Source organism: Janthinobacterium sp. YR213, assembly GCF_900099875.1.
In the GTDB taxonomy this organism is placed as follows: Bacteria; Pseudomonadota; Gammaproteobacteria; order Burkholderiales; family Burkholderiaceae_D; genus Janthinobacterium; species Janthinobacterium lividum.
In genome coordinates this window covers 273,838-297,506 of the sequence record NZ_FNDA01000004.1, presented here as the reverse complement: position 1 = coordinate 297,506, position 23,669 = coordinate 273,838, and the positions used below count along the sequence as shown (strand labels likewise).

General features: G+C 63.4%; 24 protein-coding genes. 9 read left to right on the top strand and 15 right to left on the bottom strand.

The annotated features are described in order from the left end of the window. The first annotated feature begins 93 nt into the window (after window positions 1-93). Entirely contained in the window at window positions 94-1,566 is a 1,473-nt protein-coding gene (locus BLT98_RS19015; protein WP_070279076.1) for a MocR-like pyridoxine biosynthesis transcription factor PdxR, read from the top strand. Here BLT98_RS19015 and BLT98_RS19010 read toward each other — a convergent pair. The 5 genes from BLT98_RS19010 to trxC all read right to left on the bottom strand — a co-directional run bounded on the left by BLT98_RS19010 (window position 1,535) and on the right by trxC (window position 4,329). Next, entirely contained in the window at window positions 1,535-2,125 is a 591-nt protein-coding gene (locus BLT98_RS19010; protein WP_092610466.1) for a DUF1287 domain-containing protein, read from the bottom strand. The genes BLT98_RS19015 and BLT98_RS19010 overlap by 32 nt on opposite strands. A 68-nt stretch (window positions 2,126-2,193) precedes the next feature. Next, a complete protein-coding gene (locus BLT98_RS19005) occupies window positions 2,194-2,529 on the bottom strand; it encodes a DUF6616 family protein (protein ID WP_092610463.1) in 336 nt (111 codons plus the stop codon). 24 nt (window positions 2,530-2,553) lie between these two features. Further along, the gene (locus BLT98_RS19000; protein ID WP_092610460.1) at window positions 2,554-3,300 is read right to left on the bottom strand and encodes a DNA alkylation repair protein; all 747 of its coding nucleotides are present in this window, start codon (window positions 3,298-3,300) and stop codon (window positions 2,554-2,556) included. Continuing rightward, complete coding sequence (locus BLT98_RS18995; RefSeq protein WP_211615038.1) at window positions 3,297-3,806, bottom strand: MarR family winged helix-turn-helix transcriptional regulator; 510 nt, start codon at window positions 3,804-3,806, stop codon at window positions 3,297-3,299. The genes BLT98_RS19000 and BLT98_RS18995 overlap by 4 nt, the downstream gene beginning before the upstream one ends. A gap of 70 nt (window positions 3,807-3,876) precedes the next feature. Beyond that, entirely contained in the window at window positions 3,877-4,329 is a 453-nt protein-coding gene (gene trxC / locus BLT98_RS18990) for a thioredoxin TrxC (RefSeq protein ID WP_092610454.1), read from the bottom strand. Between the two features lie 147 nt (window positions 4,330-4,476). Here trxC and BLT98_RS18985 point away from each other — a divergent pair, with 147 nt between their 5' ends. Next, window positions 4,477-5,904, top strand: coding sequence for a coniferyl aldehyde dehydrogenase (locus BLT98_RS18985; protein WP_092610451.1), 1,428 nt, complete (start codon window positions 4,477-4,479; stop codon window positions 5,902-5,904). A gap of 4 nt (window positions 5,905-5,908) precedes the next feature. Here BLT98_RS18985 and BLT98_RS18980 read toward each other — a convergent pair whose 3' ends face one another. Further along, window positions 5,909-6,514, bottom strand: coding sequence for a LysE/ArgO family amino acid transporter (locus BLT98_RS18980; RefSeq protein ID WP_034785705.1), 606 nt, complete (start codon window positions 6,512-6,514; stop codon window positions 5,909-5,911). A 202-nt stretch (window positions 6,515-6,716) separates the two neighbouring features. On the opposite strand from BLT98_RS18980, the gene BLT98_RS18975 reads away from it, so the two are divergent. Both BLT98_RS18975 and BLT98_RS18970 read left to right on the top strand, forming a co-directional pair. Further along, on the top strand, window positions 6,717-7,607 hold the full coding sequence (locus tag BLT98_RS18975) for a LysR family transcriptional regulator ArgP (protein WP_092610448.1): 891 nt from the start codon (window positions 6,717-6,719) through the stop codon (window positions 7,605-7,607). A 105-nt stretch (window positions 7,608-7,712) separates the two neighbouring features. Then, window positions 7,713-8,744, top strand: coding sequence for an alpha/beta hydrolase (locus tag BLT98_RS18970; protein ID WP_092610445.1), 1,032 nt, complete (start codon window positions 7,713-7,715; stop codon window positions 8,742-8,744). Window positions 8,745-8,849: 105 nt separating this feature from the next. Here the strand turns inward: BLT98_RS18970 and BLT98_RS18965 are convergent, their stop codons facing one another. The 6 genes from BLT98_RS18965 to BLT98_RS18940 form a co-directional block, all read right to left on the bottom strand. Next, window positions 8,850-9,488, bottom strand: coding sequence for a phasin family protein (locus tag BLT98_RS18965; RefSeq protein ID WP_092610442.1), 639 nt, complete (start codon window positions 9,486-9,488; stop codon window positions 8,850-8,852). 280 nt (window positions 9,489-9,768) lie between these two features. Continuing rightward, a complete protein-coding gene (locus BLT98_RS18960) occupies window positions 9,769-10,104 on the bottom strand; it encodes a hypothetical protein (RefSeq protein WP_052140423.1) in 336 nt (111 codons plus the stop codon). Between the two features lie 26 nt (window positions 10,105-10,130). Next, window positions 10,131-10,502 carry a VOC family protein gene (locus tag BLT98_RS18955; RefSeq protein WP_170846428.1) on the bottom strand — a complete coding sequence of 124 codons (372 nt, stop codon included), beginning with the start codon at window positions 10,500-10,502 and terminating at the stop codon, window positions 10,131-10,133. 108 nt (window positions 10,503-10,610) lie between these two features. Then, the gene (locus BLT98_RS18950; RefSeq protein ID WP_070279067.1) at window positions 10,611-11,882 is read right to left on the bottom strand and encodes a YncE family protein; all 1,272 of its coding nucleotides are present in this window, start codon (window positions 11,880-11,882) and stop codon (window positions 10,611-10,613) included. 55 nt (window positions 11,883-11,937) lie between these two features. Then, a complete protein-coding gene (locus BLT98_RS18945) occupies window positions 11,938-12,708 on the bottom strand; it encodes a creatininase family protein (protein ID WP_092611100.1) in 771 nt (256 codons plus the stop codon). Window positions 12,709-12,980: 272 nt separating this feature from the next. Then, the gene (locus tag BLT98_RS18940; protein WP_244517575.1) at window positions 12,981-13,448 is read right to left on the bottom strand and encodes an SRPBCC family protein; all 468 of its coding nucleotides are present in this window, start codon (window positions 13,446-13,448) and stop codon (window positions 12,981-12,983) included. 371 nt (window positions 13,449-13,819) lie between these two features. On the opposite strand from BLT98_RS18940, the gene BLT98_RS18935 reads away from it, so the two are divergent. Continuing rightward, window positions 13,820-14,239 (top strand): hypothetical protein, encoded by a 420-nt coding sequence (locus BLT98_RS18935; protein ID WP_092610439.1) that lies wholly within the window; start codon window positions 13,820-13,822, stop codon window positions 14,237-14,239. Window positions 14,240-14,284: 45 nt separating this feature from the next. After that, on the top strand, window positions 14,285-14,701 hold the full coding sequence (locus BLT98_RS18930) for a DUF4279 domain-containing protein (protein ID WP_092610436.1): 417 nt from the start codon (window positions 14,285-14,287) through the stop codon (window positions 14,699-14,701). Between the two features lie 213 nt (window positions 14,702-14,914). Here the strand turns inward: BLT98_RS18930 and BLT98_RS18925 are convergent, their stop codons facing one another. From BLT98_RS18925 to BLT98_RS18915, 3 genes are all read right to left on the bottom strand, one after another. Then, the gene (locus tag BLT98_RS18925; RefSeq protein WP_092610433.1) at window positions 14,915-16,561 is read right to left on the bottom strand and encodes a methyl-accepting chemotaxis protein; all 1,647 of its coding nucleotides are present in this window, start codon (window positions 16,559-16,561) and stop codon (window positions 14,915-14,917) included. 79 nt (window positions 16,562-16,640) lie between these two features. Further along, entirely contained in the window at window positions 16,641-17,762 is a 1,122-nt protein-coding gene (locus BLT98_RS18920; protein WP_070259166.1) for a patatin-like phospholipase family protein, read from the bottom strand. A 313-nt stretch (window positions 17,763-18,075) separates the two neighbouring features. Further along, window positions 18,076-19,002, bottom strand: a complete 927-nt coding sequence (locus BLT98_RS18915; RefSeq protein WP_052140180.1) for a LysR family transcriptional regulator — start codon at window positions 19,000-19,002, stop codon at window positions 18,076-18,078. A 115-nt stretch (window positions 19,003-19,117) separates the two neighbouring features. On the opposite strand from BLT98_RS18915, the gene BLT98_RS18910 reads away from it, so the two are divergent. The 3 genes from BLT98_RS18910 to BLT98_RS18900 all read left to right on the top strand — a co-directional run bounded on the left by BLT98_RS18910 (window position 19,118) and on the right by BLT98_RS18900 (window position 23,471). Further along, entirely contained in the window at window positions 19,118-20,692 is a 1,575-nt protein-coding gene (locus BLT98_RS18910; protein ID WP_092610430.1) for an MFS transporter, read from the top strand. 238 nt (window positions 20,693-20,930) lie between these two features. After that, window positions 20,931-22,148: a maltoporin gene (locus BLT98_RS18905; protein ID WP_034783044.1), complete on the top strand. Its 1,218-nt coding sequence runs from the start codon at window positions 20,931-20,933 to the stop codon at window positions 22,146-22,148. Between the two features lie 312 nt (window positions 22,149-22,460). Further along, complete coding sequence (locus BLT98_RS18900) at window positions 22,461-23,471, top strand: substrate-binding domain-containing protein (RefSeq protein ID WP_092610427.1); 1,011 nt, start codon at window positions 22,461-22,463, stop codon at window positions 23,469-23,471. The last annotated feature ends 198 nt before the right edge of the window (window positions 23,472-23,669 follow it).

Sequence of the window (23,669 nt, the reverse complement as noted above, 5' to 3'; positions counted from 1 at the left end):
TGATAGAGTAAAGATGCACTATTGTAGAAGCGCAAGCAGTACGCGCGGCAGGCCAATCCCCCCGAAAAACAGCAGACCACCAGCAGACACACCATGGAATTACATATCCTGATCGACGGCACGCGCGACCTGGGCGGCCAGCTGTACCGCCAGCTCAGCGAAGCTATCCGCTCGGGCCGGCTGACGGACGGCCAGCAATTGCCGCCCTCGCGCCTGCTGGCCAGCCAGCTGGGGCTGTCGCGCAAGACGGTCTCCGACGTGTATGACAAGCTCGGTTATGAAAAGCTGCTGGTCGGCAAAGTGGGCGTGGGCAGCTTCGTGCAGACGCCGCACGCCTCGCCGCAGCGCCGCCACGCCAGCACGCCGCTGGCCAGCGCGCAGCGCATCGCCCGCTGGGAAGCGACCCCCACGCCCTTGCGCCGTGCCAGCCAGGAAGAGCCCGCGCGCTATGCCTTCATCGGCGGACGCGCCACGCCCGCGCACTTCCCGCAGGATGAATGGCGCGCCTGCATGCTGCACGCGCTGCGCCAGGGTGGACAGGCGCGCGGCCGCTATGCTCCTGTCGCCGGCTTGCCGTCCTTGCGCGCGGCGATTGCCGGCCATGCCGCCTTCAGCCGCGGCATCCATTGCACCGAGGAACAAGTGCTCGTCACCAGCGGCGCGCAGCAAGCCTTGCACCTGCTGGCGCTGACCTTGCTGGAGCCTGGTGACACGGTTGCCGTGGAAGAACCCGGCTACCCGGTGGCGCGCGCCGTGTTCGCCAGCCAGGGCGCCCGCGTGGTGGGCATCGAAGTGGACGAGGATGGCCTCGTCGTCGGGCAGATTCCCGACGGCACGCGCTTGATCTATGTCACGCCCGCGCATCAATTTCCACTGGGCATGCCGATGAGCATGGCGCGCCGCCACGCCTTGCTGGAGCGGGCCCAGCAACTGGGTGCCATCATCATCGAGGACGACTACGACAGCGCCTTCCGCTACGAAGGCCGGCCCGAGGATTCCCTGCAAAGCATGGACCGCTATGGCGTCGTGGCCCATGTGGGCAGCTTTTCCAAGATCATGCTGCCGGAATTGCGGCTCGGCTATGCAGTGCTGCCGCAAGCCATCGTGGCCGCCGTGGAAACGGTGAAATACCTGAGCGATTGCCATACGGCCAGCCTGGGCCAGCATGCGCTGGCCAAGTTCATCGGCGACGGCCATTTGCTGCGCCACATACGCCGCTGCCACGACATTTATGCGGGCCGCCGCGAGCGGCTGCAGCACTGGTTCAACGGCCCGTTGGCGCCGTGGTTCCGCCTCGTGCCGGCCAGCGCCGGCTTCCACGTGGCGGCCCTGGCCCAGGCGCCGCTCGACATCGCCGAATTGCTGCGCCGCGCGCGCCTGGCCGACATCAGCCTGTATGCGCTATCGGGCTTTTACCATGGCGTGGCGCGTCACGAAGGCCTGTTCCTCGGCTATGGCGCCATCGACAAGCTCGACATCGATACGGCGCTGGCCCAGGTGCTGGCGATCCTGCAGGAAATAGCACCGCTGGCCGTCAACGGGGCTGCCAGCGATAATGTCCCGTGATGGGATAGCTGAATAGAATATTTTCCTCGCGTGCACCCTCGCCGATGTTGTGGATGATGAGCGGCACGCCGCTCCACGACTGCTTGTCGCTGACGATGCCGATGTGCGTGAGGTTGCGCGGCAGGCGCCAGGTGACGATGTCGCCCGCGCGGTAAGCGTTCGCTTCCTTGCTTGGCGACAGGCTGGTGCCGTGGCGGGCAAAGTATGTGCCCAGGTTCGGCACGCGGCGGTGGTCGATATTGCGGTCCGGCCCCTTCATTTGCCAGCGTCCCTGCTGCTGGTACACCTGCCACGCCTTGCGCATGTCTTCGTGCACCAGCACCTGCAAATCCTGCCCCAGCTGGCGGTAGGCGCGCACGACCACGTCCGTGCACACGCCCCGCTCTATCGGCACGTCGCCGCCCGGATAGGCGAGCCGTTCGTAGCGCGGGTCGTACTGCAGGGTCACGCCCACCTGCTTGCGAGCGGCGACGACGAGGGCTTGCGGGGTGGCAGGGATGGCCAAGGCCAGCATGGGCGCCAGGGCAAGCATCAGGATGGGGAGCAGTTTGGTCGGCATCAACGTCGGTGATCGGATGGAAATGCCAACTTTACCGCAGCGGCAAGGAAAAGGAAAACGCCGTACGCTTAGATGCCCACCAGCTGCGCCAGGTGGCCAGGAAAATCCACGGCCGGGCCGGCCGCATTGATGGTATCGAAATAATCATGCCAGCCCGTAGCGGCGATGCCGGCCAACAAGGCGTTCAGTGCCGCCTCGTCCGGGAAGCGCCAGACGGCATAGAATTGCTGGGCAGCCGCATGCAGCTTGCCGCCATCGATGGCGCCCATGGCCAGCGCTTCGGCGCCGGTGCCGGACAAGGCCGCCATGCCGGCGCCCACCGTATCGAAATACGCCTGGCGCGCGGCGCCATCGAGGGCCAGCCAGGCCGGTTTCGGACTGTACAGTTCTAACAGGTAATGCATGTTTTCTCCTTCAGTGATCCATCGTCAGGCCAGCGAGCGCTGGGCGCGCTTGCAGATGCGTTGCGTGGCGGCATTGGCACTTTCCAGCAGCCATTGCGCGCAAAGGCTGCGTACCCAGTCAGGCCGGCTCTTGGCCGCATCGTTGAGCCAGTTGGCCACGGAATCCTGCACGTAGACGACCGGGTCGGCGCGCAAGGCGTGCAACACGGGCAAGGCCAGCTGCGGCTGTTCTTTTAGCTGGGCGATATGCGCGCACCAGACACCGCGCGGGCGCAGCGCTTCGCAGGCGAAACGGCGGACTCTTTCCGACGGGTCCGACGTCCACGGCGCCAGCAAGCGAATGGCGTGGTCAAGATGCGCCGCCAGATGGGGCCGCAGGGCCAGCCAGGCCCATTCGCGCACGCCGAAATGGCCATCGTCGGCCAACGGCCGCATGGCGGCCAGCTGTTGCGGCAAGGTCCAGCTAGCCTGGGCGGCGATGGCAAAGCAGACCCAGCCTCGTACCGTGTCGGAAACATGCGCTTGCAATGGCGCCAAGTCAACTTGTGCGTCGAGCAGCAATTGCGCCGCCAGCGCCATGCGTTTGGTGATGCCGGCTGCGGCCTGCGCGCGCATCTGCTCCAGCCGGGCCGCGCCGATAGCGGGCACGGCCGCCGCCAGCAGCTGGGCGAAATCGATGGCCAGCCCTTCCGTCAGGGTGGTGCTGGCCACGCTTCCCCCGTTCAGCAGCGCCAGGCGCGCGGGAGCGATGTCGGCGACGCCACGGCTCATGCGGCACCTCGGTCCGTCTTGCGCCAGGCTTTTTCCAGCAGCGCGCTCAACAACTGCATTTCTTCCGGCGTGAAATCGGCAAACAGGCTGGCGATCCATTGCGCGTGTTCATCGACCAGGGTGGCTGCGGCCATTTCTCCCTTGGCGCTCAGGCGCACCAGCAGCTTGCGCCGGTCGACCTGGTCCGCGTGGCGCGCCAGGAAACCATCGCGTTCCAGGCCGTCGAGCAAGCCCGTGATGGTGCCGCGCGTCACGCCGGCCCGCTCGGCCAGCTCGTGCGGCGACAGTCCGCCGGGCACGTCGCGCAGCAGGGCCAGCAAGACAAACTTGCCTTCCGACAAACCATGCCGGCCCAGGCGCGCGGCGCAATCGCCATCGATGGCGGAGGCCAGGCCCAGCACTTCAAAGCACAGGCGCAACTGACCGATGGAGCGCGTCATGTCGAGACCGCTGGCACGCCGCTGCACGTCGCCCAGCAGGGCCGTATATTTCTGTTCGAGTTTTATCATATGGCACAATATAATATGGCACCATATTAACTGTCAAATGGAAAACCTCGATGGTTTTCCTGCCGGCTCAAAGGCGGGATTTGTCCCGCGCCCAGGCGATGATGGCATTCGCATCGATGGCACCGGGCTGGCGCGCCACTTCCACGCCGCGCATAAACAGGGCCAGGGTGGGAATGCTGCGGATATTGAAACGGCTGCCCAGGTCCGGCGACGCTTCCGTATTCACCTTGACGACGCGAAATGCGGGTTCCAGGGTCTTGGCGGCTTGCACATAGAATGGCGCCATGCTGCGGCACGGACCGCACCACGGCGCCCAGAAATCGACCAGCACGGGAATGTCGCTGCGTTCGATATGCTTGAGGAAACGGGCACTGGCCAGGTCCACGGGCTGGCCCGTAAATAAATCCTTCTGGCACTTGCCGCACGTGGGCTGTTCAATCAGGCGGGCTGCCGGCAGGCGATTGACGGCGTCGCAATGGGGGCACACGATGTGCAGGGAGTCTGGCGGGGTCGAGGTCATGGCATTCCTGGAAAGCGTAGTGTCAAGTTGATGGACATTTTACGGTGTATCGTACAACGCCGTCGGCACGCTGGCGGCGCTTATCCGCAGAGTCCACTATAGTGTGCTGGAACGGCGCGCACATTGCCGGGCCGGCCAAGGAAAACAATGCCTGATGTCGCAGAAAACATGGAATTGAGCACCGAACTGACTGCCGCCCTGCGCTTGCAGCGCACGGCCTGCCTGGCCCACCCCGTGCCGCCCCTGGCCGAGCGCCAACGCGACCTGCAAACTCTGCAGCGCTTTATCCGCGAGCATAAAGATGCGCTATGCGAAGCGATCAGCGCCGATTATGGCAACCGTTCCCGGCACGAAACCTTGCTGGCGGAGATCTTTCCCGCCATCGATGGCATAGCCCATGTATTAAAACACTTGAAAAAATGGATGCGGCCGCAGCGCTGCGGCGTGGACTGGCGCAGCTTTCCTGGCGCCCGCAACCGCGTGATGCCGCAGCCGCTGGGCGTGGTGGGCGTGATCGTGCCGTGGAATTTTCCCGTGAACCTGAGCCTGGTGCCCTTGACCTACATTTTCGCCGCCGGCAACCGCGCCATGGTCAAGATGAGCGAAAACTCGCGCCACCTGGCGCGGCTGCTGATCGACACCATGCCCGCCTATTTTCCGCCGGAAAAGCTGCAGTTTTTTGACGAGACGGGCGGCGTGGGTATGGAATTTTCGCAATTGCCGTTCGACCACCTGCTGTTTACGGGTTCCGGCCAGACGGGCCGCGCCGTCATGGCGGCCGCCGCGCGCAATCTATGCCCCGTCACCCTGGAGCTGGGCGGCAAGGCGCCGGCCATCGTCTGCGCCGATTTCGACGTGCGCACGGCAGCCGAGCGCATCCTGTTCGTCAAGTACCTGAACGCGGGGCAAATCTGCACCAGCGTCGACCACGCCTGGCTGCCCGAAGCCAGCATCGCCGCCTTCGTCGCGCATGCGCGCGACATCGTGCCCACGCGCTACCCGCGCCTGGACACGCCAGACTACACCTCCATCATCGACGAGGCCGCCTTTGAGCGCCTGCTGCTGGCGCTCGACGAGGCGCGGGAACGGGGCGCGCAAGTGATTTCGCTGTTGCCGGGCCCAGCGTACGACCGGGCCACGCGCAAGATCGCGCCACACATCGTGCTCGACGCGCCCGACGATTGCCTGTTGCTGACGCGGGAAATCTTCGGCCCCATCCTGCCGCTGCGCGGCTATGCGAACCTTGACACCGTGATCGACAGCATCAACGCGGGGCCGCGCCCGTTGGCCATCTATCCGTTCAGCAAGCAGGCAGACACGGTGCAGCTGCTGATCGACCGCGTGATGTCGGGCGGCGTGTCCGTCAACGACGCCCTCTTCCACGTGGGCCAGCACGATCTGCCCTTCGGCGGCGTGGGCGAGTCGGGCATGGGCCACTACCATGGCGTGGAAGGCTTCCACACTTTCAGCAAGCTGCGGCCCGTGTTTTACCAGGCCCGCTACAGTGTACTGAAACTGCTGTGGCCACCGTATGGCAAGCTGGCCAGCCGCGTGCTGGCCTTCCTGACGCGTTGATGCTTTACAGGAACAGCGAGGCGGCGATGGCCCACATGACGAGGGCGATGATGCCGTCGAGCACGCGCCAGGCCATGGGCTTGGCAAACACGGGCGCCAGGTAGCGGGCGCCAAAACCCAGCAGGAAGAACCACAGGGCCGAAGCCATGATGGCGCCGCCGGCGAAGTAGAAACGTCCCACGCCTTCATGCTGGCCGCCGATCGAGCCGAGCAGGATGACCGTATCGAGGAAGGCGTGCGGGTTCAGCAGGCTGAACGCCAGCGCCGCGCCGATCACGGCCCAGTAGCCTTCGGGCGACTTGGCGGCCGACACCGTCAGGGCCGTTGGGCGCCAGGCCGACTTGGCGGCGCGCAAGCCATACGCGATCAGGAAGGTGGCGCCGCCGGCCTTGGCCCACAGCAGGAAATTGGGATTGTCGGCAATGAACGTGCCCATGCCGGCCACGCCGGCCGTGATCAGGATGGCGTCGCACACCAGGCAGACCAGGATGCAGGTGAGCACGTAATGGCGCTTCAAGCCCTGCTTGAGCAAGAAAGCGTTTTGCGTGCCGATGGCCACGATCAGGCTCGCTCCGAGCCCCATGCCTTTCAAGAAGATTGCGCTGTCCATATCGATTCCTTTATTGCTTTCCATCACGCGCACGGCCGCCCACGCTCTGCCGGCAACGGCAAAGTCATCAAAGGTAGGTGGAGGGTGTAGCGGTACCAGCAGGACCGCGCGGGAGAGTGGAGTTGTTACCCTATTTCAACAGTGTAAAGAAAAAGTAAATATAAGTATAATGAATGATTCTAACCATATATAAGAGAAACTTATGCGCGTCGTCGATTACCGTGGATTGGCCGCCCTCGACGCCGTGATCGGCCTGGGCAGCTTTGAAAAGGCCGCGCAAGCGCTGGCGATCAGCCAGCCGGCCGTGTCGCAGCGCATCCGCACCTTGGAAAACCTGGAAGGCACTTTATTGATCATCCGCAGCCACCCGCCCCTGCCCACGGAAGCGGGCCAGCGCCTGATCGCCCATTACCGGCAAGTCAAGCTGCTCGAAGCGGCGCTCGACGCCCAGCCCGGCCCCACCACGCATTTGCCGGAGCTGGCCATCGCCGTCAACGCCGACAGCGCCGCCACCTGGATACCGGAAGCGCTGGGACCGCTGCTGTCGCCGCCGTCGTGCCTGCTCGATATCCGCCTCGACGATCAGGACCACACCCTGAGCCAGCTGCGCGAGGGGCGCGTGTTTGCCTGCGTCACCAGCGCCAACGACCTGGTGGCCGGCACCACGGCCACGCCGCTGGGCGGCATGCGCTACCTGTGCGTAGCCTCGCCCGCGTTCTCGCAGCAATGGTTTCCCCATGGTTTTACCGTGGAAGCCGTCAGCCAGGCGCCGGCCATCACGTTTGGCAGCAAGGATGCACTGCACGAACGCTACCTGCAGCACCGCCTCGGCTACACGGGCCGCTATCCGCACCATGTGCTCGGTTCGGCGCGCGACTTCGTGCGCTTCATCGAAGCGGGCTATGCTTATGGCATGGTGCCCTTGCTGCAGGCGGAAACGGCGCTGGCCGCCGGCAGGCTGGTCGACGTGGCGGCCGGGCAGGCTCTCGATGTGCCCCTGACCTGGCATGCCTGGGATATCCAGACGCCCCTCACACGCACCCTGTCGGACGCCGTCATCGCCACGGCGCGCAAATGGCTGTTACAGGACTGATTGACGCATGCCACATTTATCTATGCCAGACCGCAACTTCTCCGTGTGCGCCCACCCCTGCCTGGCCTACACTGCAAGCATCACCCTTAACCATCAGGAGCTGGCATGACGATCCTGCGCACCACCCTGCTCGGTTTGCTGGGGGCCATCCCGCTGGCTGTCGGCCTGGCCGCCTGCTCGCCCTTGATAGCCATCAATGCCTTGTCGTCCGGCAACGCCTCGCAAGTGACGCGCGGCCTGGCCTACGGCCCTCTGCCACGGCAAAAGCTCGATGTCTACGCCCCCAGGACCCGCACGGGGCCCGTGCCCGTGGTGGTGTTCTTTTACGGCGGCAACTGGACAACGGGCGAGCGCGCCGACTATGCCTTCGTTGGCCACGCGCTCGCGGCGCGCGGCTATCTGGCCGTGATCGCCGACTACCGGCTGTATCCGGATGTGCACTATCCCGAAATCTTGCAGGATGCGGCCCGCGCCGTGGCATGGGCCGCGATGGAGTCCAGCCGCCATGGCGGCGACCCGGCGCGGCTGTTCGTCATGGGCCATAGCGCCGGCGCCTACAATGCGGCGATGTTAGCGCTCGACGCCAGCCTGCTGGCGCGCCACGGCATGCGTCCGCACGACTTGCGGGGCTGGATCGGCCTGGCCGGCCCCTATGATTTCCTGCCAATAGAAAACACCATCACCCGCCCCGTTTTCTTTTACCCGGACACGCCCGCCGCTTCGCAGCCCATCCATCACGTGACTGCCGAAGCGCCGCCCGCCCTGCTGATCGCACCGGCGCCCGGCAAGGATAAGCTGGTCGATCCGCAACGCAACACGGGTGGCCTGGCCAGGGCATTGCGGGCGCTTGCCAGGCCCGTGACGGAAACGTATTTCGACAAGGTCAGCCATACCACCCTGGTCGCCTCGCTGGCCAGCCCCTTGCGCATGCTGGCGCCCACGCTCGACGCCGTGAGCGCCTTTATCGACGCCAACAGCAAGACAGACAATGCGGCGGACAACATGGTAAACAACGGAGGCACGCCGCAAGACGCCAGGCCAACGCCTCCGGCCACGCCGCAGCAGCCGGCAATGGCGCAGGGCACCGCCACGCAGGCTGCCGCGGCGTGCGTCCACGACAAAACGCCCGCCCCCTGAGGGACGGGCGCTCTGCCAGACCAGTACACGCGACGCTGCGTGTCAACCAGCCGCACCTCAAGGCTCGGCCCCCGAATGCGGATTCAGTTGACTGCAGCGGCCCGCTTACTCTTTACGGCTGGCGCTGCTGCTTTTGCTTTGTGCGGAGCCCGCTTGCGAGACGCTGCCGCTGGCCAAGCTTTCGCTGCCGGCCGACTGCTGGCTACCCTGATGGCTGCCGCTTTGCAGGCTTTGACCGTCACGGCTTTGCGCGCCGCGCTGCTGGTCGCGGCTGGCGCCGTTCTGATGATAGGCCTGGAACGGTTCGGCGATGCGCTGCATGGCTTCCTGCTGCTTGCGCACGTTTTTCTCCGTTTCTTCCGAAGCAGTACGGGCCACTTCTTCGGCCAGGGCCTTGGCAGTACGGCTCGTTTCATTCACATGCCGCTCTGCCACGTTGGCCAGTTCGACCTGCGTATCGGCTGCCAGGCGCGCTACCTGTTGCTGGTATTTGCGCAGTTGCTCGGCGGCTGGTTGGCCCGAGGCGGCAGCCACCTGGAACACATCTTCAGCGCGCTCGACCGTCAGCAGGTTCTGGCTGGTGACCGTGGTTTCTTCCAGCAAGCCTTGCGCCAGCTGCATGTTCAGGTCACTGAAGTGCTGCACCGACTGGAACAGCGACTTCGACAGTCCATTGAAGAAAGCCAGCTGGGCTTCCAGGTGGTTTTTGGCGGCAGGGGTAACACTACGGGAATATGGATACATGGAGTTCCTCATTAAATAGCGGTTGGGTGGACACAAACAAATGGCGACACCACCGGCAGTCGAACGGTGAGGCAAACGGCCAGGCTACGCCACGAAACGCGAAAAAACATATCCGATTGGTGGGAAGATGCTTTGCAACGCGAGTCCCAAGGCTACGTGAGCACCGCTGGCGAGGGATGATCTGGATCAAAGGTGCGCTAGGCTGCGCAGAAAGTTTGGGCTGGACGGCTTGCCTTTGGCAAACGTCAGTGACGGGAAGGAAAATCTGTGCCAGGCAAGCTCAACAAGCGGCGCCCGCGCCCGGCACGACGGGCTTGTAGCCATGGCTGCGCAGCGACGCTTCCAGCCAGCGATTGCCATACCAGCCACGCGCCAGCAGGTAACTGAGCTCCGAGACGGCCATCAGCAGCATCATCGGGCCGATGCGCAGTTCGGTGGCCAGATGGCTGCCAAACCACAGGCACGCATCCATCGCCAGCATGAGCAGCAGCAGCCACCAGCGGCGCTTGGCGACGGCCCAGAACGAGCCCAGGAACAGAGCCGGCCAGGAAAAACCCGCCTTGACGTAGGCATAGCGGCCGGCATCGTCGGCAAACAGGGTGGCGCTGTGCTTCATGCTGCTCTCTTCAGGAAATAACGGTGTCAGGGCTCGGGATGGTGGCAGACGGCTTCGACATTGTGACCGTCCGGCCCCAGCACGAAAGCGCCATAGTAATTCGGGTGATACAGTGCGCGGATGCCTGGCGCGCCGTTATCCTTGCCGCCCGCTTCCAGCGCGGCCTTGTAAAAGGCGTCCACCTGGGCACGGTTGTCCGCCGCGAAGGCGAGATGCATGCCGGCATGCGGCGTGCCGCCCACGCCGAACCAGAAATCGGGCTTGCCATCCTTGCCCAGGCCGACCCAACCCTGCTCTTCCATCACCACCGCGACGCCCAGGGGCGCCAGCGCGGCCGAAAAGAAGGCCTTGCTGGCCTGTGCATCGCTGACATTCAAACCGATGTGATCAAGAATCATGATGGCGCTCCCTGGCGATAGTGAAATGGAAGTACAGTATGCGCCAACATTGCCTTTTAAGCAACCACAACTGCGAATCCGGCTGCTCAGGAAACGCCATGCGCCAGCCTAGCGCAGGTTGCCCGTGTGGCCCAGCGAATAGCGGCCCGGCTGCGGCCATACGGTCAAGCCGTGCGGTTCCTGGCCAACTTTGACCTTGGCAACGTCGCCGCTGTTCGTCTCGATACGGTAGACCACGTCGTCGAAACGGCCGGACAGCCACAGGTACTTGCCATCGGCGGACACATTGCCCATGTCGGGGCTGCCGCCGCCAGGTATCGGCCAGTTCGACACGACTTTTTCCGTGGCAAAATCGATCACGCTGACGCTGCCCTTGCCCTTGGGCTTGCCGTGGATGCGGTGCGTGCCGCGGTTGGCCACGTACAATTTCTTGCCATCGCGACTAGGGTACAAGCCGTGCGCGCCCACTCCCGTCTGGATGAAGCCGATTTCCTTCAGGGTGGCGCCATCGACGATGTGCACACCGTCGGCGTCCATGTCGGCGATATAGAATTTCTTGCCATCCGGCGAGATGCGTATGTCTTGCGGCATACCCTTCTTGACGCTGCAGATTTCATTCGCCGGGCCGCCCACGGGGCCGGATTCGGCAAAGCGCTTGGCCGGCATCTGCAATTTCAGGTAGCCGTCGACCTTGCGGCCCACCAGGTCGATCTTGGCGATGGTGCCGTCGAACTCGCAGGTGAACATGGCGTAGCGGCCGTCATTGGAGAAATCCGCATGGTTGATGCCGCCACACTGGGGCGTGTCGATCGAATACTGCACCGCCATGGTCTTCGGATCGCGGAAATCGAGGCGGTGGCGCGCTTCGGCCACGACGATGGCCGATTTGCCGTCCGGCGTGTAATACATATTGTAGGGATCATCGACGGGCACTTCCTTGCCCGGCTTGCCGCTCAAAGGGTCGATAGGCGTCAAACTGCCCTTGTCCGTGCGCTCGGCATTGTTCGCCACCCACAGGGTGCGCAAGTCCCAAGACGGCACCACGTGCTGCGGGCCGCTGCCGACCTTGAACTTGTCGACCACTTTCAGGGTCTCCTGGTCGATCACGTAGACATCGTTCGAGCGCAGGTTGGGCACGTAGACACGGCGCAAATGATCCTTGACGACGGGGCTCATATTGCTGCTGGCGATGCTGCCGTACACGTTTTTCGGATCCACCAGCGGCGGCATGCCCGGCAGCGGCGAATAGGCGGCGGCCGGCGCGACGGCGGCTGGAGCCGCTGTGCTGGCGCCGGTGACCTGGCTGGCCACGCCCAGGCCGGCCAGTGCGGCAGCCAGGGCGGACAAGGTGACGATGGTGCGTCGTTGAGATTTTTTCATGTGATTTCGCGTCGTTTCGTTGCAAAAGCCGGAAGTTCAGCACTTCCAGCGGAAGTTATTTATTACGTTTCAGCAGCTGTTTGATGGCAGCCACCGAGGTATCCACCTGCAGCTTGACACCGATCTGGCCCAGTTCAGCCGTGGCGCGCGTCGCGTCGCCGCGCACGCCGTCCGCCACGCCGGGCTTGGGTCCGTGGGCCATGGCGTCGCTGCGCACCAGCGACGGGTCCGTCGCCAGCATCAAGGCCGCATCCGCCAAGCCCGCGTGCAGGCCGATCTCGGCGCTGCTGTAGCCGCGTTTCTGCAACTCGGCAATATAGGCCGATTGCGTGATGTCATAGTAGTCGAGCAAGGCGTAAGCGCGCGCATCCTTGCCGGCGGAAGCCTTGCCCCAGGCGCGGTTCAATTTGTTGGCCACGTTCTGCTCGTTTTTTTGATAGCCGCCATGGTCGCCGAGAAAAATGATGTCGCGGAAACCATGCTGGCGCAGGCTGGCGGCCGCCCCTTCCAGCACGGCTTCGAAGGCGGCCGGCGGAATCGAGATCGTGCCGGCAAAGCGCATGTGGCCGGCCGGCGGAGAAACCGCGCCTTCCGGCACGTAGGAAACGACGGGCGCGACGATGGTATTGCCCAGCTTTTGCGCAATCTGCCGCGCCAGCAGGCCGGCGCGCACATTGTGCTTGCCCAGCGCGATATACGGCCCGCTCTGCTCGACGCCGCCAATCGGCACCAGCACGGTCGTGGCGCCGTGGTCGATACGGCTGCGCAACTCCGTGCTGGTCAGCTCTTCCAGCATGACACTGCTGCTGGCAGGCGCAGCCGCCATGACGGGCGCCGTGACCAGCAGGCACGAAAATGTCAGGACGAACAGGGAAACGGTGGGCTTGCGTGAAATGCGGAGCGTGGATGGCGCGCAAGGCGCCGTTCGCTGAGGGAACTGCAGAGTCATAAGCCAACATCTTTCCAAGGTCAAAGGCGCCGTGCCCGGCCTTGCCAGGCAAGCTGGCTGCCACGCAGGAATTGTATTCCATCATGACGGGAACGGCACGTTAATTTGACGGGGCAGTTTGCAAGGAATTGACGAAGAGAAACTATCTATCAGGCTGTTGTCGCGTTAGCTCCGCCCTCCTCGGCGTTGTGGAGAGTGTCGTTGCGCTTCTCGGCATAGGCCTTGAGCGAGCGCATCGTCCTGGGAAGCCCGTCCCGGACTTGTCTGGCAACGCCTGGGCCGAACAGAAAGGCAAGGGCTCCAGTGAACCACACGCGGTGAACGACTTGCGATCCGTCATTGACGGCGGCAACCGTGTGCTCGAAATGGATGCGGAACCAAGGGATGTAGCCCTCGACGGTGAACGAGCGGCCTGCCGAGCGCTCCGTGACCAGCATCGCAATACCCATCCCCTTGCTGGGAACTATCCTGCCCTGTGTTCCCACCGCGAACGGTCCATTGAGCCGGGCTTGCTTTGTATCCGGATCCCACAAGTGCCAGCGGTCGACCTCGCTCCAAATCTGGTCGATGACCATAGGCGGGACGGCAATGTGGATGCTTTCTTCAATTTGCGCCAATTTGGGGGATCTCCCTATCATTGTGTGAAAGTAACTGGGCCTGTTATCCGGCGCCATGCAGTGTCTGAATATTGGCCCGCGGCATAGCATTCATCACGCAGTATCGCCATGCCATTGCGCCAATTCAAAGATACTCCGCCAGCAGGAATAAATGCCGCAGCCATTTCTTTGCCTCGACAAAAATATATCCGCTGAAATTGCAGGATACACTGTTTTTTTATCATGCCAATAGAATCAGATTCTGGTTATACTGGTCGCAGATAAAGCCGGGCCATGATGACAGCCTTGTTTTGCGCCAGGATCAAGGGATGCTCCGGATTCGACCGAAAGCTGCTGCTCGCCATGGCCATGAGCATATGAAACTTTGAGAAATGATGAATACAGCACATTGGCGGGTTCAGGAACTACAGCATCACTCAGCGGATATCGCCTGGCTGAATGCCGAAGACGCCCGCCGCGCCTATGAGGTAGCATGCCTTCACGACTCAAAGACCCATCTCGGCCTGAACATAAACACCGTTGACTCGATCGAGCGGTTCGCATCCGGAGACGATGCGGCCACCGCAAGCAAATGGTTACGTGCCCGTGTGCCGGGAAACCAGCAGGTCGTGGTGGTGTTTGGAGAAGACGAATGTTTCTTGTGCAGCACTGTGTTCCTGGTCGAGAATTGGTCGGATATTTTTATCCCATCACGTGACGACGCGATGATCTATTCGCACGACACACCGCTTATCCTGTTTTATTGCCATGAGAATGAATTCGAAGTGGGACAGCGAATTGTTTTTGATTAGAGACCGAGTTCGGCCAGAAGCAGTCAGTCGTAAACAGGGAGACAGATGGGCCTAATCAACAGATGTGAAGCGTCGATACGATTATTTGGCGACGACCTCATTCCCGAAGAGGTGTGCCGTCTATTCGGCCATTTCCCTTCGAAGGCATGGATGAAGGGTTATCAATATACGACTTCATCCGGTGCGACCGTCCTGCGAAAAACCGGGGCGTGGATACTTGATGCCGACCTTTCAGAAACCGGCGACTTCGATGGCCAAATCTCCCAGCTGCTAGCGCAAATTCCGATAGGGACCGATGTCTGGTTGGAATTAGGGAAACGATTCGAAATCGATATTTACTGCGGCTGGTTTATGCACGGATCAAGCGAAGGGGTTGCCATATCGCCGCAGTCGCTGCTGATGCTGGGCGAACGCAACATCGCACTTTCAGTCGAAATCTACGCGTCGTTCAATGATGAGTGACCGCACGCGACTGACCGCAACGGGGCGAAAGCGGACTCACGTGTGCGAAAGGCAGGCACCCTGACTTGCGAAACAGGGCAGTGCCCTCCTTCCCTGTCAGCCCGGGAAACCTTACTTACCGTCGTCACAGATACCGAACATCAACGCCCCCCCCCGAATAGAACAATGACATCACCAAAACCCCGGCGTACCGGGGCAATTCAATGACTAAACTTAAGCGCGGGCACTGCGGCCAGGCAGCGCCAGGCGCTGGCTGGCTGAGGCTGAAGCCGGGGCCGGCAAGCCACCCGCCACTGTCAACGATTTTGCCTGGGTGTCGCCACGCAGGCGGAACACGGCCACCACGTCGACCAGTTCCACGGCGCGATCCTGCAGCGACGACGCGGCGGCGGCCGCCTCTTCCACGAGGGCCGCGTTTTGCTGGGTGACCTGGTCCATTTGCGAAATGGCCTGGTTCACCTGCTCGATGCCTGCGCTCTGCTCGTGGCTGGCGTTGGCGATGTCGCCCATGATGTCCGTCACGCGGCGGATGCTGGCGACGATTTCTTCCATCGTCGCGCCCGCCTGGTCGACCAGCGCGCTGCCCGTGTTGACCTTGTCGACGGAATCCTCGATCAAGCCCTTGATTTCCTTGGCGGCTGCCGCCGAACGCTGCGCCAGGTTGCGCACTTCCGTGGCCACCACGGCAAAGCCCCGGCCCTGCTCGCCCGCGCGCGCTGCTTCCACGGCCGCATTCAGCGCCAGAATGTTGGTTTGGAAGGCAATGCCGTCGATCACGCCGATAATGTCGGCGATCTTCTTCGCCGATTCGTTGATCGAGCCCATCGTGCCCACCACCTGCGCCACCACGGCGCCGCCCTTGCGGGCCACGTCCGAGGCGGACACGGCCAGCGAGTTCGCCTGGCGCGCATTGTCCGTATTCTGGCGCACGGCCGAGGTCAGCTCTTCCAGGCTGGATGCCGTTTCTTCCAAGGAAGACGCCTGCTGTTCGGTGCGCACCGACAAGTCCGCGTTGCCGGCGGAAATCTGGGCGGCCGCCACGCTGACCGTATCGGCCGAGGCGCGCACGGTGGCGATCACGCCGACGATGCGCTCGAGGAATTTATTGAAGGCGGTGGCCGTGCGGCCCACTTCGTCCATGCGCTCGACGGGCATGGCGGCGGACAGGTCCAGCGAAGCGCTGACGCGCTCCAGCGTGTGTTCGATATTGCCCAGGCCGCCGCTGATGGTGCGGTAGATATGCCAAGCCAGCGCGCCCGTCAGCAACACGGCCACGCCCAGCACGGCCAGCATGGTGTTGAACGCCGTGTCGTAGGCGGCCAGGCTTTCGGCCTTCACGTCATCGACCAGCTTGTTGTTGTAGGCGATATGGTCATCCATGCTTTTCTTGGCGGCGGCGGCCGTGATGGCCAGCGGCGTGCCGGCCAGCAAGGTGGCGCGTACGCCATCCATGTCGCCCGCGTAGGCGGCGGCAAAGAATGGCGCCAGCGCGCGGCGGTAGGCTTCCATGGCGGCCTGGTCGGCGTCGAGCATCTTGCTGTCCGTCGCGTCATACAGGCGCTCGGCGCGGTAGGTGGCGATGACCTTGTCGAAATTCGTGTTGGCATCGGCCACGGCCTTGTCCAGCGCCGTCTTGTCGGCCAGGTTCGAGAATACGGACAGGCGGTAACCGGCCAGACGCGAGTCGGCCAGGAAACCCTTGGCCGCATTCAAGCCCTGGATGCTGGGAATGATGCGGTTTTGCACGGTATCAAAACGCTCCTGGGCGCGCTGCAGCTGGATGGCGCCGCCGGCGCCCAGCAATAGCAGGGCCAGCAAGGCGATGGTCAGGGTCAGAATTAATTGCTTGGTGATATTCATGGTGTGTCACAGTAAAAAGGTAGCCTGGCAAGGCCAGGCAGGATAAGTAGCTGCCGATCAGGTGGCCGGGGATCGGTTGCTAGGCCGCCAGCGGGGAAGCCTCGGGCGCGCGGCGCAGCAAGTCGCCATGCTGGCGGCAAAACGCCAGGCCCGCCTTGTGGCCCACGTCGAACAGCAACTGCATGTTCGAACTGGACCAGTCCAGCGTATCGGGCCAGTGCTGCTCCGGGATGCCGCCCATCAAGTCGAGCTTGAGCAGGCGCCGCTTGGGCTGGCCCGTGCGCGCATCCGTGTTGTGTTCGAGTTCGAACAGGCGCAGCTCGCTCTTGGAAATTTTCACCAGCGGCGTGATGATGGAGCGCACCCAGGCGTCGTACAGGTTGCGCGGCTTGCGCAGCAGTCGCTCGTCGCCGAGGATGTCGAGGATGACCAGCGTATCGGCGTCATGGTGCTCGCCCTTGCCTTCGATAAACGGGTCGAAATTGAGCGTATCGAGCGCCGCGCCTTCGATATAGTCGTCGCCGGCGATGGTCGTGGGCGCATACAGGAAGGGAAACGACAACGCGGCGCGCACGTGGATAGCTTCGATCTCGTGCTTGCCCCAGATTTGCATGCGGTGCTCGCTGAGGTTGTAGGCATTGATGTAGAAATCGGGGCGCATGCGGGCCACGCCCGAGAAATCCACGGCTTTTTCCAGGAAGGGCAAGTGCGCGCACAGGCCCAGGCTTTTCGCCGACAGGTCCGATGGCGACAGCGACGACACCATCAGCTTGCCCCAATCCGACCAAGCCGTGGGCACGCCCGCAAACGTTTGCTGGAATGCCTGGAAAAAAGGATTGTTGGCCGGCGGCTGGAAGGCGTCGCGGAAAGTGCTCGCGTGCATGCCCGGCTTCTGGAATACCTTGTAGTTGATCGGAATCATCTTGTAAATGCTGTCGGCCACGCCCGTGTCGGCCCAGCTTTGCAAGGCCTGGCGCGGCGTGGCCTCGTGCGGCGTCGTGTAAAGCAAGCCCATCAACACGCCGGCACCCGAGGCGGAAATAACGTCGAACTCGATGCCCTCGTCAAGGAAAGCAGCCAGGGCGCCGGCGATCAAGGTGGAATTTGGTGCGCCGCCACCCAGCAGCAAACCCGTTTTGCGGGCCGGTTTCGCTGTCGTGGCTGGCGCCGGATCCTGCGGCGTCGTAGTGACTGTCTTCATGCACACTCCCTGAACGGAACGGGGTTACCATCCCTTAATTGTTGGTTACTACACGCTTATGGCGCCTAATCCTGCACATGTTCCCGCAAGCGACCAGCCGATGCAATGTTGCAGAAACAGATATGAAATTAACATAAATAAATTCCTTATGGCAATTTCCATAACGAATGACGGGTATTCAGGAAGGCCATAAGTTGATGCCGTGCGGCATGGCGTGATGCGGCGCAGCAAATATAAATCCAGCGGCGGTAGGAATAATCGTTTTGGGGTAGGAATATTCCCCAAGCAGCCGCCAGCGCGGCGGCCAGGGCCATCAAAGGGATGATGCAGGGTCGGGAGGGGGCGGAGAAAAATGCAGGTGGGTACACAAATGGTCAACAAAGACGCGGATTTTAGGTGACAGGTGACGGCTCGACGGCCACAGCACCCAGAACTTGCTCGAGTACAACAGGCAATCGGCCAGCACGGCTTGCAGTTCGCCACGCGCGATGGCGTCGCGCACGATAAAGTCAGGCAGGTAAGCCAGGCCCACGCCCTGCGTGGCGGCGCCGATCAAGGCCTCGATATTGTTGCAGGTCAAGGCGGTCGGCAAGCGCAACTCGCCGCCGCTGTCGCCGTCGGCCCGCTGCAGCGCCCATTCCTGCAGCTTGCCCGTGGTGGGAAACTTATAACGCACGCAGGCGTGCCCTTCCAGCGCGCGTGGCGTGGCCGGCACGCCGTGACGGGCGAAATATGCGGGAGAGCCCACGATGGCAAAAGCAAACGGCCCCAGCTCGCGCGCCATCAGCCGCGAATCCGTCAAGGTGCCGCTGCGCACGGCCACGTCGACGCCTTCGGCCACCACGTCGACCAGGCGGTCGTTGAAATCGAGGTCGAGCTCGATCTCCGGGTACCGCCGCGTAAACTCGGCCAGCAGGGGCAGGATGATGCGGTAGCCGATCACGGGCAGGCTGACGCGCAGCTTGCCGCGCGGCGCCTCGGCCAGGTGCGACAGTTCCGCCTCGGCATCCCCGAGGTCGGCCAGGATGCGCTGGCAGCGTTCGTAAAACAGCGCACCCTCGTTGCTCAGGCTGATGCGCCGCGTGCTGCGGTTGAGCAGGCGCACGCCCAGCTTTTCTTCCAGCCGCGCCACGCTCTTGCCCACGGCCGAGGCCGACACGCCGAGCAGCCGCCCGGCCGCCACATAACTGCGCGTTTCCGCCGCGCGCACGAAGGCGGCAATGCCATTCAGATTATCCATGCCATCTCGCCATCTCGATTAGGGAATATTTGTCCGTTATGAGTGGATTTTCAGCCACTTTTTCATTGATTACGCCCATATTATCATCGGATTCCCTCTTTCTGGAATCATTCCCATGGATACGAATCTTCCCGCGCAAGACCCGGACCAAGCGACTGCACGGCGCACGCTGGTGCTGGCCGCCGTCTGCCTGGCCGCGCTGTGCATGCCGCTCAGTTTTACGGGACCGGCCATCGCCATTCCCGCCATCGCCGCCGACTTGCACGGCACGCCGCTGGCGCTGGCATGGATCACGAACGCCTTCATGCTCAGCTTTGGCGGCTGCCTGATGGTGGCCGGCGCCCTGGCCGACCGCTATGGCCGCAAGCGCGTGTTCTTGCTGGGCATGGGCGTGTTTTCCGCCGCCGCGCTAGCACTGGCGGCCGCGCCCGGCATCTTGTGGCTCGACGTGCTGCGCGCCGTCCAGGGCCTGGGCTGCGCCATGGCCCTGTCGAGCGGACTGGCGGCCCTGGCACAGGAATTCGACGGCCCCGCCCGCGCGCGCGCCTTCAGCCTGATCGGCACGGCCTTTGGCGTGGGCCTGGCCTTCGGCCCCTTCCTGGCAGGCACCTTGATCACCCACACGGGCTGGCGCGCCATTTTTGTCGCCACTGCCGCGGCCGGCCTGGCCGCCCTGCTGGCCGCCGCGCGCGCCATGCGCGAATCGCGCGACCCGCAGGCGCAGGGCGTCGACTGGCCCGGCGCCCTGACGTTTACAAGCGCCCTCTCCTTGTTCACCTATGGCTTGCTGCAGGCGCCCGACAGCGGCTGGGGCAGTGCTGCCAGCCTGGGGCTGCTCAGTGGCGCGGCCTTGCTGCTGGGCGCATTCATCCGCGTGGAGCGGCGCGCGGCGCGGCCCATGCTGGACTTGACCCTGTTCCGCCTGCCTGCTTTTGCCGGCGTACAACTGCTGGCGGCAGCGCCCGCGTTTTCCTTTGTCGTACTGCTGGTACTGCTGCCGGCCCGCTTCATCGGCATCGAAGGCTACAGCGCGCTGGAAGCGGGACGCATGATGATCGCCCTGTCGGCACCCATGCTGGTGCTGCCGATCCTGGCCGGCATGGCGGCGCAGCGCCTCGCCGCCGCCCACATTTGCGCCAGCGGCCTGCTGCTGGCGGCGGGCGGCTTGCTGTGGCTCTCCACTTGCGCGCCAGGGCAAGCGCCCGCTACCTTGATCGGGCCGCTGCTGCTGATCGGCTGCGGTATCAGCCTGCCCTGGGGCTTGATGGATGGCCTGGCCATCAGCGTCGTGCCCGTCGAGCGGGCCGGCATGGCAGCCGGCATCTTCAATACGACGCGCGTGGCGGGCGAAGGCCTGGCGCTGGCCATCGTCAGCGCGCTGCTGGGTACGCTCACCGTCGCGGCGCTGGGCGGCGCCGGCATTGCCGGCATCGGCGCGGAGCAGGCGGCGCATGCCGGCCCCTTCCTGGCGCTGGGCGAGCTGCGCCATGCCGCTACCCTGCTACCTCAGGCGGGCGCCGCCGACCTGGCGCAAGTGTATGGCACGGCCTTCCGCCACTTGCTGTATGTGCTGGCCAGCATCACGACGGCGTCGGCCCTGTTGATCCTCGCCTTCCTGCGCCATCCGGCGAATGCGGCCGATGCCGCACGGGACACAGCCGCCCTGCCCGCCTGCAAGGCGCCCAACTAAGCCGCCCGGCTTTCCCGCGGCAACCATCCCCTGCCCCGCCATACCCGGCGGCGCCCACGCGCCGCCGCCCGCCTTTGATGTTTCTCTGCAACACCTCAAAAGTTTTCAAGAACAAAACGAGTTTACTTATCAAAGCGCTTTGAACTATACTCAAAGCGCTTTTAAACATAGTTAAAGCGCTTTGGTTGTGCAAATTGATGCGCGCCGATCCCACACCTATAAAAACACTGGAGACACAATGAACAAATTTTTCTTGAAAGCGTTGCCAGCGGCAGTGCTGATGGCCTTGAGTGCGTCGGCCCAGGCCGCCCTGCCGATCGACTTCGGCGGCTATATCCGCTCGGGCTTCGGCACCAGCAGCGAAGGCGGCAAGGAAGCGTGTTTCGGCCTGGCCGGCGCCTCGTCCAAGTATCGTCTGGGCAATGAGTGCGAAACCTATGGCGAGCTGAAATTCGGCGGCGAAGCCTTCAAGGCAGCCAACGGCACCACCTTCCGCATCAATACCCTGGTGGCGTTCTCCGTCAACCAGAATCAGGACTGGGAGCAATCGGACCCGTCGTGGCGCGAAATGAACGTCGTCGCCGACAAGATCGGCACGGGCGCCTTCGCCGAAGCGCGCGCCTGGGTCGGCAAGCGCTACTACGACCGCCAGGACGTGCACATCACCGATTACTACTTCTGGAATAACAGCGGCCCTGGCGCCGGCCTGGAAAACATCGACCTGGGCGCCGCCAAGCTGGCCTACGCCGTCGTGCGCACGGCCGATGACGGCGACAGCAAGCGCATGGGCCTGTCCCACGACTTGCGCTTCTCCGGCATCAAGGTCAATCCCGATGGCGAACTGACCTTGGGCCTGCAATTCAACCAGAAACGCAATGCGCAAGGCGCGGCCCCCATCGCCAGCGGCCATTTGCTGACCATCATGCATACGCAAGGCAATCTGCTGGGCGGCTTCAACAAGGTGGCATTGCAGTATGGCAAAGGTAGCGCCGCCAACACGGGCGGCTTCAGCCTGGGCGCCGGCAAGGATGACAAGGTCGTGCGTCTGACGGAACAGATCATGATCCAGCCCAAAGGCGCCTGGTCGGGCATGGGCACCTTCGTCTATGAAGACAAGGAAACGGCAGGCGTGAGCAGCAAGTGGACATCGATCGGCGCGCGCCCCGTCTACCACTTCACGGACAACTATAGCCTGGCCGTGGAACTGGGCCACGACATCGTCAAGCCGGAAGGCGGCGAAAGCCGCAACCTGACCAAGCTGACGTTCGCACCGCAACTGTCAGCCGGCAACAGCTTCTGGTCGCGTCCCGTGCTGCGCGCCTTCTACACCTATGCCAAATGGAACAAGGCAGCCCAGTCGGCCGCCGCCGCGGAATCGGCGCTGTCGTCGACGGGCGTGTTTGGTGGCAAGACCAACGGCAGCTCCGTCGGTTTCCAAGTGGAATCCTGGTGGTAATAGCAGGCCGCTAGAACGTTGGCAAGCGTCCCCGGACGCTTGCCAGTGGCAGCAACACCGCCCGCTTATCCAGGGGCAAGTAATATCCGGACCCACCATTTCGCCGCTGCACGCGATGGCCGGCAGCTTCAATGTAGTGATTCAGCAGTATCCTCTTTTAGCGCGGGCGCCCCTGGGTTTGCCCGCGTATTTTTTTGGGCGCTGCCGCCGCTTGTCATACCCCTGATCATTCCGGCATTTATCAGATAAACTACCCGTCATCGCACCGCATCGCTCCCGACCCACCCTGGATAGACCCCAACTGCAGCATCCATGAACCTCAAAAATCTCGCCAAAACGCTAGGAATATCCGAAACCACCGTCAGCCGCGCCTTGAATGGCTATCCGGAAGTGAGCGAACGCACGCGCGAGCGGGTGCTGGCCGCCGCGCAGGCGGCCGGCTACCGTCCCAATCCCATGGCGCGCAGCCTGGCCGTGGGACGCACGAATATCGTCGGCATCATCTACCCGCTGATGCCGAACGACCTGGCCGACCCCATGTTCATCGAAATCGTGGGCGGCATGTCGGAAGCGCTGGAAGCCCAGCAGATGGACATGATGATCGCACCCGCCTCGGCCGGCAACGAATTCCACACCTATGAACGCATGGTCAAGGGGCGCCGCATCGATGGCCTGATCGTCGGACGCACGAAACCGTTCGACGAGCGCATCGCCTACCTGGCGCAGCAGGGCATGCCGTTCGTCGCCCATGGCCGCACCCAGCTGAACCAGCCACACGCGTGGTTCGACTACGATAATGAGGCGGGCATGCGCCTGGCCGTCGAGCGCCTGGCGCAGCTGGGCCACCAGCGCATCGGCCTGATCAGCGCCACGCCGGACATGAATTTCGTGCGCCAGCGCGTCGAGAGTTTCCAGCACGCCATGCAGGCGGGCGGCCTGGCCGTCGACCCGGACAACCTGGTCGACAATGCGCACGACCGCCGCGCCGGCTACCAGGCCATGCAGCGCCTGCTGGCCCGCTCGCCCCGCCCCACGGCCGTCATCGTCGACAATCACATGTCGGGCGTGGGCGCCGTGCGCGCCCTGCTCGACGCGGGCATCGCCATCGGCAGCGAAATGTCGCTGATCGTCTGGGGCGTGATGGAGGATTCCCTGGCTGGCCACAACGTCACCACCGTCGTCCAGCCCGACCCGCGCGGCGCCGGCGCGAAGATGATCCACATGCTGCTGGCCCTGATGGATGGCACGCCCGTCACCGACCTGCAGGAACTGTGGCCGTGCGAACTGCTGCCGGGCGAGTCGGCAGGGCCCGTGCCGCACTAGGCGTTTTCCGCTGTTCCTGCGCCGCCGGCCGCCTGGCCGGCGGTGTCGCATTGTTGTCCTGAATCACCCTCATAAAAAAATCGTATGTCTGGCGCGTGTATCGCTTTACTTTTCAAAGCGCTTTGAACTATACTCATTTCATACCCAAAGCGCTTTGAATTTTAAAATAAGACGTTCGCCTACCAACCAGCAGCGCCG

Bases quoted from the DNA above. Each gene is read 5' to 3' on its own strand.
- BLT98_RS19015 (WP_070279076.1), top strand. From the start codon at position 94: ATGGAATTACATATCCTGATCGACGGCACGCGCGACCTGGGCGGCCAG.
- BLT98_RS19010 (WP_092610466.1), bottom strand. From the start codon at position 2,125: ATGCCGACCAAACTGCTCCCCATCCTGATGCTTGCCCTGGCGCCCATG.
- BLT98_RS19005 (WP_092610463.1), bottom strand. From the start codon at position 2,529: ATGCATTACCTGTTAGAACTGTACAGTCCGAAACCGGCCTGGCTGGCC.
- BLT98_RS19000 (WP_092610460.1), bottom strand. From the start codon at position 3,300: ATGAGCCGTGGCGTCGCCGACATCGCTCCCGCGCGCCTGGCGCTGCTG.
- trxC (WP_092610454.1), bottom strand. From the start codon at position 4,329: ATGACCTCGACCCCGCCAGACTCCCTGCACATCGTGTGCCCCCATTGC.
- BLT98_RS18985 (WP_092610451.1), top strand. From the start codon at position 4,477: ATGCCTGATGTCGCAGAAAACATGGAATTGAGCACCGAACTGACTGCC.
- BLT98_RS18980 (WP_034785705.1), bottom strand. From the start codon at position 6,514: ATGGACAGCGCAATCTTCTTGAAAGGCATGGGGCTCGGAGCGAGCCTG.
- BLT98_RS18975 (WP_092610448.1), top strand. From the start codon at position 6,717: ATGCGCGTCGTCGATTACCGTGGATTGGCCGCCCTCGACGCCGTGATC.
- BLT98_RS18970 (WP_092610445.1), top strand. From the start codon at position 7,713: ATGACGATCCTGCGCACCACCCTGCTCGGTTTGCTGGGGGCCATCCCG.
- BLT98_RS18965 (WP_092610442.1), bottom strand. From the start codon at position 9,488: ATGTATCCATATTCCCGTAGTGTTACCCCTGCCGCCAAAAACCACCTG.
- BLT98_RS18960 (WP_052140423.1), bottom strand. From the start codon at position 10,104: ATGAAGCACAGCGCCACCCTGTTTGCCGACGATGCCGGCCGCTATGCC.
- BLT98_RS18955 (WP_170846428.1), bottom strand. From the start codon at position 10,502: ATGATTCTTGATCACATCGGTTTGAATGTCAGCGATGCACAGGCCAGC.
- BLT98_RS18950 (WP_070279067.1), bottom strand. From the start codon at position 11,882: ATGAAAAAATCTCAACGACGCACCATCGTCACCTTGTCCGCCCTGGCT.
- BLT98_RS18945 (WP_092611100.1), bottom strand. From the start codon at position 12,708: ATGGCGGCTGCGCCTGCCAGCAGCAGTGTCATGCTGGAAGAGCTGACC.
- BLT98_RS18935 (WP_092610439.1), top strand. From the start codon at position 13,820: ATGATGAATACAGCACATTGGCGGGTTCAGGAACTACAGCATCACTCA.
- BLT98_RS18930 (WP_092610436.1), top strand. From the start codon at position 14,285: ATGGGCCTAATCAACAGATGTGAAGCGTCGATACGATTATTTGGCGAC.
- BLT98_RS18925 (WP_092610433.1), bottom strand. From the start codon at position 16,561: ATGAATATCACCAAGCAATTAATTCTGACCCTGACCATCGCCTTGCTG.
- BLT98_RS18920 (WP_070259166.1), bottom strand. From the start codon at position 17,762: ATGAAGACAGTCACTACGACGCCGCAGGATCCGGCGCCAGCCACGACA.
- BLT98_RS18915 (WP_052140180.1), bottom strand. From the start codon at position 19,002: ATGGATAATCTGAATGGCATTGCCGCCTTCGTGCGCGCGGCGGAAACG.
- BLT98_RS18910 (WP_092610430.1), top strand. From the start codon at position 19,118: ATGGATACGAATCTTCCCGCGCAAGACCCGGACCAAGCGACTGCACGG.
- BLT98_RS18905 (WP_034783044.1), top strand. From the start codon at position 20,931: ATGAACAAATTTTTCTTGAAAGCGTTGCCAGCGGCAGTGCTGATGGCC.
- BLT98_RS18900 (WP_092610427.1), top strand. From the start codon at position 22,461: ATGAACCTCAAAAATCTCGCCAAAACGCTAGGAATATCCGAAACCACC.